The sequence below is a fragment of the Mesorhizobium sp. M2A.F.Ca.ET.037.01.1.1 genome (assembly GCF_003998075.1).
Classification (GTDB): domain Bacteria; phylum Pseudomonadota; class Alphaproteobacteria; order Rhizobiales; family Rhizobiaceae; genus Mesorhizobium.
On record NZ_RZSA01000100.1, the window covers coordinates 1 to 10960 of the forward strand.

Consider the following 10960-nt stretch of genomic DNA (forward strand, 5'->3'; position numbering starts at 1 on the left):
GTCGATGAAAAGCGCAAGCCGATCGCCGGCACGGAATTCGTCATCCGTGCGGATCTCGCCTTCATCGCTATCGGCTTCGCCGGGCCGGCCGCCGTCGGGCCGGTGTCGGAGTTGGCTGGCCAGATGAAGATCGCCATTGACAGCCGCCGCTCGAAGAATGTCGAGGCCAATGACCGGGACTACAGGACCAGCGTCGAAAAGCTCTATGCGGCGGGCGACGTGCGGCGCGGCCAGTCGCTGGTCGTCTGGGCGATCCGCGAGGGCCGCCAGGCGGCGCGCGCCATCGATGAGGCGCTGATGGGATCGAGCGTGCTGCCGCGCTGAGTCCGTCTCGAGACCCTACTTGTGCGGCCACCTGAAGGCGCTTTCCGCCCTTCCGCTGCCCCGGGCAGCTTACGGACTGATCGCCGTGGTCGTTTCGGTTGTGGCCCCGGCCGCAGGCTGCCGCCTTGGCGGCCAAGAAAAATCGTCGGCGCGGCCGGGCGAAGCAGCGCTGGGTTTAAGTGCTTGGGGTGACACGGCGTGATCTCCGCCGTTGGCGGGAACAGGGCAGTGCAATAGTACTGCCCTGTTCCTTTTGATCAGAGGCCAGTGCGGATTTCTTCGGCAAGCGCCCTCAACGTCGTCTCGACGTCATCGCCGTTTGCCATCTTCTGCATCGCCACGGCCCATGCGTTCATGGCTTCGCCGAAGCCGACACGCGGTGTGAAAGCCAGCGCGGCTTGATCCTGTATCTTTTTGAAGCTGTCAACGAAGTTGTTGAACTCGGGCTGCGAAGCGTACTTAGTCTAGGTATCGTCCTGCCAGGTCGACGTGCGCGGCGGATTGACGAGCTGGCCAGCAAGGGCACCCTTGAGCGCCACCTGCTTGGAGGTGGCCCACGGGATGAACAGCCAGGCCGTGCCCTTCTTTTCGGAAGCCGCGTTCATGGCGAGAGCCCAGATCCAGATGTCAGAATCCAAGCTCGTGGCGCTCGGTGCGTGCAGCGGCGGAGCGAAGGCGATCTTGCCGGATGCCGGCTTCCCCGCAACATCGTTCCAGAAGCCGAACATTTTTGAGTCGATCGTCATCGCGGTGCGGCCGGACGAGATGCCGTCCACGACCTGGTTCCAGTTATCATTGGCGAAGGAAGGAGCCGCGCACTTCTTGATCATGTCCGAATGTAGTCGTATCCAGCATCGGTAAGCTTCGGATCACTCAGGTATTTGTCCAGCAGGCGCCACTCGGAGCGAGGTCCTACGCGGGCTGAATGCCAGTGCCGAACACATCCCATGCTGGCGACTTCGTCGTCAGTTGGATCGTCATCTTGTTCCAGTAAGAATCGTCTGGGTAGAGTTCCGGCGTGACCTTGATGCCGGGTCAGCTTCTCGAACTCCGGAAAGTTGCGCAGCGAGAGCATCCGCATAGGGGTGGATGTCGTAGGCCCAAGTTATGCTGGTCCCTTCGAATTGACGCCAGTTCACGGTGTCGGCAGCGGCCGAATTAGTGAGCGATGCCGAAACGGCAAGAAACGCCAAGTCAAAAGCAAGCTGTTTGCGTAGCGACGCGCACCTGTAACGAGTACGGGGAATGAGCGACCCATGTAATCCTCCCTGGGGCATTTTGCCAATTTTTGGGTCCACTCCTCCATCCCGAGTTTGCTCATAGCCACAATAAGCGGTTTCCAACGACCTCGCTCTGAATGCACCAGGCCAACTGGGTAAAAACGGGTAACCGGCACTTAAAGGCGATGTAGTATCGCCACCAGAAATACTGCTCCGTGGTGCTGGCCTTTGCCTGGGGGCGCAACACGGCAACTACCCGCTCAAAACGGTTGGTCCTCTACCTCTTATTCACCGTCGCTTTCCTCGCGGCCTAACCCGGCCGGAATATCCGTTGCCAGAAAAAGGCCTCGCGGCCGGTTCGAGGCGCATCCCTCCTCCGAAGCAGCACGCTCAAGTATCGTCACAAGCCCCGAGCGCTTCGCGTTCGGCGATGTCCAAATTCCGACAATGTCGGATACAGTCAGATCTACTGGATTGCGTTTGAATGGTTTTCTCATTTGGCACAGTACATGCGGGTCATCCGCAAAACACGTGACCGACCAACAAGAGTTCGCATGATCACCTTACCACAACATACAGCCGCCGCGGAACAATCACTTGGCCCCTGATCGCCCGCCCCGGCACCACAACCGGAGTCATCGATGTTCTGACAGGCTGCCCAAGGATACCTGCTGCAACAGGGCTTGCCCTGGTGACGACCACTCCGGCTCCGCCGGTTACCGACGAGGGCAAAGTGACGGATTTCCTGCTTTTCAACGGCATGGAGGTGGCTGTCATTCCCGACCACCGCGCCGCTCGTCACCGATATGGTCTGGTGCAGGATCGGCAGCGCGGATGAGCCGCCGGGGATATCTGCATGTCTTCGAGCATCTGATGCTCAAGGCGCCTCATGACGAGCACGGCTCCGTCGCCTGGAGAGATTGAACCCAAAGGGAGATTCAGATGTCTGAAGCGAATCAGGAAAAGTTGGACGCATTCTTGGGGAAAATGGTCGGCGATCTCGGTGCGATCGCAACGGGCGCGGGAGTCCTGCTGGGGGACAGACTCGGCCTGTTTAAGGCATTGCGCGAAGGCGGCAAGATGACGGCCGCCGAACTTTCGACACGCACCGGCACCCAGGAACGCCTCGTAAGGGAATGGCTTTCCGGGCAGGCGGCGGCGGGTTACGTCGACTACGATGAAGCGAGCGACAAATTCTATCTCAACGCCGAGCAAGAGCTGGTGTTCGCTGATGAAGACAGCCCGGCCTTCATGGCAGGCGCATTCGAGTTCCTGTCCGCGCTGTGGCTCGATGAAGAAAAGGTGAGGCAGGCATTCCAGTCCGGCAAGGGCGTCGGGTGGCACGATCATAGCGCGTGTCTGTTTCGCGGTACGGAACGGTTCTTCCGTCCAGGCTACAATGCCAATCTGATCGACTCCTGGCTGCCGGCCTTGGAGGGCGTCGTCGAGAAGCTCGAACGCGGCGTGGACGTCGCGGATGTTGGATGCGGTCATGGTGCATCGACCGTGCTCATGGCACAGGCCTTCCCCAATTCGCGCTTCGTCGGCTTCGACTATCATGCCCCCTCGATTGAGCGCGCCCGCAAGGCGGCCGAGGTAGCCGGCGTCGGCGTTAACACGCGGTTCGACGTGGCGGCCGCCAAGAGCTATCCCGGAACGTATGACCTCGTCACATTCTTCGATTGCCTTCACGACATGGGCGACCCGACGGGCGCCGCCACCCATGTCCACGGATCGCTCAAGCCGGACGGCACGTGGATGATCGTCGAGCCGTTCGCGCATGATCATCTGGCGGCGAACCTCAATCCCGTCGGCCGCGTTTACTATGCCGCTTCCACTTTCGTGTGCACGCCCGCATCCGTGTCGCAGGAAGTCGGGCTCGCGCTTGGAGCCCAGGCCGGTGAGGCGAGGCTGCGCAAGGTTGTGACCGGCGGCGGCTTCAAGCGATTGCGTCGCGCCGCGGAGACACCGTTCAACATGGTGCTGGAGGCCCGCCCTTAGCGTGGCCGTCGCCAGAAATTGCAGCTCATCGCATTTGATTGAAGATCACCGCCAAAAATCCGGACGCATCGGGGACATTTTCAAGGCGCCTGGGTTCACGCAGAGGTCGCTGCCGAGTTGTGTGCCAAGAGTCCCATACGTTGCGGCTCAGAAAGGACCCGACGCACGGCTACGAACATGCCCATAGTGATGGCCGCTATAATCACATATGCCCACCATGGCGCGTTCACAAAGCTGGTAAGCCACGTCGCACCGAACGCGCTTACGACAAAAACGAGAGCCTCGATAAAATGACTGAGCCTGTACACATTCAGTCGTCTCATCCTCATACCACCCATCCAAAGACTGAGCTTGTTGCGCTACTGCGACAGAGCCTAACATATTGGAGAGCGCTCACTATTTCTATGCTAAACAGTCTCGCCTGAGTATATGTTTTGAGTCGCTAATTATGGAATTCTGCCAGTCTGCATTTCCCCTGATCTGATGTAGAGCAGCTTCTAAGTGGGAATTAGTCCCCCATCGACCGGATCGGGCGACACGAACATGCGCTGAAGGCTTGGCGGAACGGCTACTGGGACCATGATGCTACTCGAATGCAAGATCGTGTCAGAACGTCCCGGGAAGGCTGCAGGCAGGGGATGTCAGGTCAATCAGCCTATAGATATGATACCGCCCATTCGCTGAGACTTCACGATGGGCATAGGAGGTGGGAATTCGTGCCTTGAGATGGACGCGGCTGTCGGAGCAGGCGAGCACGGCAGCAGCGATGGCCTGAACCTTCGGGCCGCTGACAAAAACGTTCACCACCGCACGCGAGCCGAACCCGTCGAGATACGTCTCGAAAGCATCGAGGTGGGCCATCAGCCCGAAAGCCTGGATGTCGCGAACTTCGCCATCTTCGAGCCGGTGGGTTTCACGTACCTTGGCCACCTGTTGATCGAGCAAAGCATCGATATGCGCATTCTTCTCGCTTCTTGGGACGAGGAGCGAGATCCGTTCCGGACTGACGATATCGATCAATCCGTAGAATACGTCGGCATCTCCTCCGATCCCCACGAGCAGGACTTTCTCTTCGCCCATTCCTCCGCTGCCTTGAAGATGAGGGACGGTGACGTATCGGTCCAAGCCGCTGGAAAAATCCTCTTTGCCGATCGCGTTCCCGTAGATACCTTCGGCGTACCCGAATTCGAGAGACTGAATCGACATTTTCTTGAATGCCACCGCAATCAGCCATTGGATGTAGATTCGCGGCATCGTCGAGCACTCGACGAAAACCTTCCGCAGGCTTCCTTCGTATGAGCCACATGAAGCGGCCATCTGAGTGAGCAGGTGATCGAGGAGATTGATGTTCTTCTGATACTCGATGGAAGGCTCGAGGGTGATCGCAGTCACTTCGACGCCCCATCGGGTACCCATAGCGATGAGCTTTCGCCGGTTTTCTTCGACGGCTGGGACGTTCGCTTCCTTCAGAGCAAAGTCCAGAACCACGATTTTGCCGACCTTCAGGTCAAGATGGTTTTCGAACGCGGCGAAACGCGTTTCCCATCCAAGCGCGACGATCGCGATATCTGCCTCCATCGTTTCGCAGGTACCTGCATCTCTCGCCTTCTCAGTGACGGCCAGATGGCCGAAGACTCGATACTCGACAGTTGAAGCGGTCATTCGAGATCGCTCTCGAAAAGCGAGTGCTGGAATTCGGTCTTGAGTGCGGGCCGCGCGACGAGCTCCTTAAACACCGAGTCGGCCCAGTCTTCTGGGAGCCGATGCCTGGTAAAAAGCAGGTCGACCATCTGCGCCGCAGGGATTGTGTTGATTTCGTACGGGCCGCGATAGGAGAACCCGAAGTAAGGTGCAAATCGCCGATGCAATCTGATCAGCATCTCCTTCGATGCGGGGTCGGCGCGGTCCACCTCAAAGTTGCCGGCGGCGGAGACCTCCCGGATAAACCCATCCCTTTCCGCCCGACGCAGGACCTCGTCCAGTTTTCCGCTGGGTTGCTCCAGTCGGTTCACCAGCGAGCGCATTTCCTTTAGATCAACCCTGAAAATGCCTCTCTCTGTCGTTCCTAGAGCATTTTCTTCGGCAAACTCTGTCTGGAGGCGAGCGGTCAGGTAACCCAACGCCCGCACCATGCGCACGCTCTCTTCTTCGTACGGATGTGAAAGCGCCTGAAGTCCATCAAGCTTCCGTTGAGAGGCGGCGTTCACAGCCTGTCTCTGCTGTTCGAGATGAATCTGTAAATCCGAGTTGATGAATTCCACCAGTTTTCGTGGATCACTGGAACTCGGAACACTGCGGCGGAAGATCTCTCCCATTATATCAAGGAAATCGCGTATACAGACGTCGCTCAATGATGTGATGATCTGGTGCCCTACGTACGGGTAGTCATGCAGACGCAGCATCTGGCACGCTTTCAGAAAAGCCCATCCCTGTTTCCGGGCGATCGACCTCTTCAGATTTGAAGCATCCGCCTTGCTCATGGGCCGGCGCTTGATTTCCGGGTTCATGAGCGCGAGCGCCAGCCCTTCGGCATAAGGGCGCGCTTTTCGATCAAGAAGGAATTGCTGCTGATCCGCCGTCCTCAAATTCACGGAGAGGAATTCACGTGCTGCATCAGCGAGTGCCACAAGCTCTTCTCTGCCCTCGGAATGACCCGATATGATAACCCGCTCGATGATGTCATTGACGGAAAGCCGCCCCAGCCGGTTTTTGAGCGAAAACGCGCTGAGCGCATCGTTGCGCTTGAGATCACTCCGCAGATGGTCAGGAAGCGCATAGTAGAGCCGAAGCGACGACACGTTCTCGCACAGCGTGGCGAACTCCCTCGGATCGACTGAATCAAGATTCTCGACGTCCCGGTCAGCATTCGAGAGCGACTGGCCGGGTATGATCGTCCGGATCGTGTCGTAAAGGCCGCCGATGTAGGCGAGGACCCATTTCACATTGCCGCGCGTCTTCCTCACCAAGGTGTTCAGGAACTGCTGTTGGAGCGGTGTCAGTGCCTCACAGTCGTCAATCAGGATCTTGAAGAAGGGCGCCCTGTCACCGGCGAAAGATGGGCCATTTAAAAGTGGGGTGATCGCGGTCGCGACCTTGTTAATGATCGCGCCAGGGTCTGTCGCTCTGAAGCCGGTCGCTCCCTCATCGGCGGCAAAGAAGAACGCGTTGAAGCATTCGTCGACGTACCGGGTTATCCCACCCCGCAGCTCATCTATGCTGAAGAAGTCGAGACGGGCAGGTTGGGGTATGAAGTGCAGCACTTCGCGATGCAGTGCCAAGGCGACGTCCCTATCTTCAGAGGCCCGGTATTTCAAGTGGCTGTCGCGTCTGAGCTGGCTGATGCTCTCGAGCAGGCGTTCGACTATCTTCAGCTCCAGATAGTGAGAGAAGATTACGAATTGCCGCGGGATCACGGCGGCCGTGTCGAAGCGTATCCGCTCCGGAATGAGGTTCAGAACCGCGTTGTCGATTAGGGGCGAAAATGTCTCATTGAGCTGGAAGAAGACGCCATACCAGCCGAGCTTGCCGACTTGGTCCGCGAGACTTTTGTCTTCGAGGATATGAACTGTGGAAAGCGAGCGAAGAATACTGGTCTTGCCGCTGCCTCTCGTCCCTGCGACGAAGACCGGCTTGGCGGCGGCAGAAATCAAGGCCGACTTCTGACTGAACCACAGTATCGGGCGACTTTCGTACTCGATCCTGTTGGGGCCGAACGGATTCTCCATCTCTATTCGTCCCTTACCTTAATGCGCCAAGCCGAGTTTGCCTTCGTGAGGCCGTCTATCTCGACGAAGCGCGCCGCTTGGAGCATCAGAAGAGAGTCTTCCAAATCTAGCCCGAGCTCGGCGGAGGCGGCAATCTCAGTGATCTCGTCCCAGAAGAGTAACCCATTCCCGCGCCTGGTGGCATGGTCGCGCAGTCGGCGCATCAGGTCAAACGTGTCGTTGTTCAGAAAGGCCTTGCCGTTGGACATAGTCGAGATGAAGCAATGTTCGCCTTCCATGACCGTCCCGTCGGCGACATTGGTGCGGTAGGGTATAAGTCGGATGCCGACGAGCTCTCCCTGATCGGTCGTGAAGAAGACGAGCTCATTGAAACCTGACTGTATCTCTGGTGCTGAGATGCAGATCAATTTGCCGTCCGGAAACCTTGGATCGTTGACGATCTCGACCGGATCGGCATGTATGTGTCCATGCAGGTAGACGATAGGCTTGTTGCCCTGCAGCAGCTGAGTTCTGACAAATCCGCTGTTGAGCATCTCCGCGTATGGCGTAATGCGCGGAGTCTTTTGTGGCAGCAGATTGTGATGGCCGATCATGATGCCGTAACGCATGTCGGGCTGCTGGAGCAATTCCTGTAGGCCTGCAAGCATCTCACGCGAGATGTATGGCGTGTCCATCTGACCGTAATACTCGTCGTCGGACGCCTCCTTGTCTGGATCGCTGGGAGGTGTCGCGGGCGAATGTCCCGAGGTGTCCGGCGAGCCGAGATCTACAGGTTCTGTAGAAGGACCGAGTGCCTCGAGACGATCACGAAGGAACGCGGGAAGGTTCTGAAGCTCCCAACTGCCTATCGCTGTGTTGACGAGGATGAAGTTTGCGCCTGCGGATCCTGTCGGAAGTCTGAAGTGCACGGGTTGGTCCACGGGAACGGTCTGCCAACCCAAGCGGGCGGCTAAACTCGCCATTTCGCTGAATTTCTCAGTCGGTCCAAGTTCGCGCGCGTCATCACGGTTCACATCGTGATTTCCCGGTACGAATATCAACGGAAGCGCCTTTGAACTGCGCCCCTGTGCGCGGCAGAGCAACGTGAAATGCTGGAATGCCGAAGCAATGAAAGTCTTGTCGCCACGGCTCGTGAAATCCCCCATGAAGGCGATCGAATCCAAGGGCTTCGAAGTCGTCAGCCGCCGAAGCTTCGTCAAGACGGCACGCAGCGAAGACGCGCGTAGCTTCTGCGTTATTTTCGGAGCGAACTTGCTATCCTTGGCATCGATGTTGCTAGAGGAAGGATGCCAATCCGGATAGTGAATATCGCCTACTTGAAGGATTCGCACCCGTCGCATAACTCGCCCCCCCGCCGAGAGCCATAGACTAATCCGTTCGCTTTTGCCAAGCGCGAAACGATCATCCGACCGCATCGCCTGGAAAGCGCGTTTATCTTTTTGTTGGTAATGGAGAGGCACGACGCAATTGTGCCCCCGGTTGCTTGTCTGCCCACCAAATGGGCACTCAATCTGGGCGCATGGCTTATGATTTCTCGAGTTTGTCCCATAACGAGTTTGAGGATTTGGCCCGCGACCTCGTAGGTCGCGAGATCGACAAGCGTTTCGAGGCCTTTCCCGAGGGACCGGACGACGCGATGGATGGTCGACATGCCCTTGCCGGCGGCGACATTGTGCAGGCGAAGCACTACCAGCGGTCAGGCTTCTCGGCGCTGAAATCCAAGATGAAGAGCGAGCGCACAGCCATTGATGGCTTGGCGCCCTCGCGATACTTCCTCGTCACGTCGGCTTCGCCCGCGGCAGGCGGACACCGGCATGCGCAGCAGGATGAAGCCAGTGAGGGCCAGTAATACACGACAATAGTCATTAGGCTAGAGTACAGTCGCCTTGGGAGGCTGTTCGAATTCAATCCGGCGCTTTTCGGCATCCTTTTTTCGTTTGGTGGTGTCGATACGATATTGGTCAATTCCATCAAGATCGCTCTTCATATCGTTTGGTGTTGGAACTGGAATGGCCTTGGCGGACGCCATGTCATGTCCAGAACGCTCCGAAACTCGCTTCATGGCCCAATAGATTCGCTTGTGGTCTTCGTCCTCGACCACCACACCCTTCAGGCTCTGTGTCTTGACATCGCTGTTAAATCGCTCGACGACTTTACCGAGCAGGATTTCTTCAACGAGCCTCTCCCAGGTTTCCCGAAGATCGCTGTAGAAATCCTTCGCTGACCTTCGCCAAGCATCGGTGGTGAAATCAGTGGCGCCGTCGAAGCTCTTCAGGCGCGTCTTGAGAGTCTCGATGCGCTTCGTGACAGACTGTGCGATCCACGGCTCGTCAGTTTCGCTAATCAAGCCAAAACCGGCAGATTCGGACTTGTTGATGTAGTTTCGAACAAGGGGAATCGGCGGATTGGCCTGCGCAGCTGCGTCAACCACCTCGTTGAAGAACAGAAGATTATGGGTGAAAATAATAATCTGACGTCCTGTGGCCGCTTCTTTTACGAGCCTTGCCGCGACCCGCCTGATCCGAACATGGTCGAGAGATGACACGGGGTCGTCGATGATCATGCCTTGACGCGATGTGTCTCCTCCGACCTCGGCTAAGAAACAGGCCAGGGCAAGCGCGCGCTGCTCTCCTTCGCTTAAGACCTTGCTGTTTGAGATCGCTTTTGCCGCGTTGAGCCCGACCTCGAAATAGCTCTGCCCATCTTGACTACGATCATTAACTGCGAACGGGATGTGCGTTAACGCCAGAGTCTCAATCTCGGCGACGACGCGCTTTTCGAGATCCTGCATGACGAGGCTTCGTCGAAGCGACGTCATCTGCCGTGACACCGAGCCTGTTTCGACAGCATCGCAGCATGAGAGAAGCTTGCGCCGCTCTTCGAGATTCGCCAAGCGCGCGAGAACGATGGTGAGATCGTCGCCCAGTTTTTTCCGATCCTTGAGTGTATCGCGACGAGCTCGATCGGTAGCGCGGTTCCCGTCGTCGGCCGCTGCCTTGTCGTCCGTCAGCGCTTCGGCCTCTAGCGCCTCCGCCTCCGTTCGGAGTTTCGATGCAACTGGCGCCGCAAGTTGCGGGAACGCAGCGTACTCGGACAGCGCAGCCGCAACGACAATTGCATCACGCCTTTTACCTGCCTCGACATAATATGCCGAGATCAGGGCCACCATCGCCTTGCGTGCGGCGGACAGATCGCCAAACTCTCCGAGAGCCGCCTCAACCGCCTCCCCGGTCGCAATGGTGAGTCCTTTGATTTGGCGCAGGGCCTCTTCATGGGCAATAGATGCGACTTGCGCCGCCTTATTTGCGGCGCCCGTTACGAAGTCATTGAAGGATTGGATCCGCCCCGCGGCGTCCGCCGTCATCGGCTCCTGGCAGAGCATGCAACGATCGCCTTCCTGATCTGGCAAGTGCTGATGATCGATGCCAGTGACGCTCGCTAAATAGGCTCGTGCATGGTCGAACATATACCGCCAGGGAGAAAGCCCAACGCCGCTCAACGGCATAGTCGCGAACGCTCCTGAGGCGGCAAGTTGTGCAGCCTGCGCTGTAGAATCGGCTGTTGCATATAGATTGCGATAAATCTCGAGGGCCGCCGCTGAGAGAGCCGCGTCGATCTGTTCAGATGCAGTCAGCAGTTTTTCCAAGGCCGCCTTGGCACGCCGACGCTTTGTCGCCATCGTTGAAGGGT

At 57.7% G+C, this 10960-nt stretch carries 8 protein-coding genes and 1 pseudogene; 4 read left to right on the forward strand and 5 right to left on the reverse strand.

Features of this window, described 5'->3' with window-relative positions:
• A partial coding sequence (locus EOA27_RS07765; protein WP_189561980.1) for an FAD-dependent oxidoreductase occupies positions 1–324 on the forward strand: 324 nt, incomplete at its 5' end.
• Between the two features lie 464 nt (positions 325–788).
• Here EOA27_RS07765 and EOA27_RS42005 read toward each other — a convergent pair.
• Entirely contained in the window at positions 789–1154 is a 366-nt protein-coding gene (locus EOA27_RS42005) for an extracellular solute-binding protein (protein WP_245454714.1), read from the reverse strand.
• A gap of 1054 nt (positions 1155–2208) precedes the next feature.
• On the opposite strand from EOA27_RS42005, the pseudogene EOA27_RS07775 reads away from it, so the two are divergent.
• Positions 2209–2429: pseudogene (locus EOA27_RS07775) on the forward strand (insulinase family protein); the annotation flags it as partial.
• Between the two features lie 57 nt (positions 2430–2486).
• Positions 2487–3545, forward strand: coding sequence for a class I SAM-dependent methyltransferase (locus tag EOA27_RS07780; protein WP_024504268.1), 1059 nt, complete (start codon positions 2487–2489; stop codon positions 3543–3545).
• Positions 3546–4151: 606 nt separating this feature from the next.
• Here EOA27_RS07780 and EOA27_RS07785 read toward each other — a convergent pair.
• Genes EOA27_RS07785 through EOA27_RS07795 form a run of 3 tightly spaced genes read right to left on the reverse strand, consistent with a single transcriptional unit; the run spans position 4152 to position 8730 of the window.
• The gene (locus tag EOA27_RS07785) at positions 4152–5207 is read right to left on the reverse strand and encodes a hypothetical protein (protein ID WP_126057630.1); all 1056 of its coding nucleotides are present in this window, start codon (positions 5205–5207) and stop codon (positions 4152–4154) included.
• The gene (locus tag EOA27_RS07790; RefSeq protein WP_126057629.1) at positions 5204–7270 is read right to left on the reverse strand and encodes a hypothetical protein; all 2067 of its coding nucleotides are present in this window, start codon (positions 7268–7270) and stop codon (positions 5204–5206) included. Before EOA27_RS07790 ends, EOA27_RS07785 begins: the two co-directional genes overlap by 4 nt.
• Positions 7271–7272: 2 nt before the next feature.
• A complete protein-coding gene (locus EOA27_RS07795; protein WP_126057628.1) occupies positions 7273–8730 on the reverse strand; it encodes a metallophosphoesterase in 1458 nt (485 codons plus the stop codon).
• A 104-nt stretch (positions 8731–8834) separates the two neighbouring features.
• Between EOA27_RS07795 and EOA27_RS07800 the strand changes: the two genes are divergently transcribed.
• Entirely contained in the window at positions 8835–9119 is a 285-nt protein-coding gene (locus EOA27_RS07800; protein ID WP_185928960.1) for a hypothetical protein, read from the forward strand.
• Positions 9120–9140: 21 nt separating this feature from the next.
• Here EOA27_RS07800 and EOA27_RS07805 read toward each other — a convergent pair.
• Positions 9141–10960, reverse strand: a 1820-nt coding sequence (locus EOA27_RS07805) for an AAA family ATPase (RefSeq protein WP_127255859.1), incomplete at its 5' end; no start/stop codon positions are given.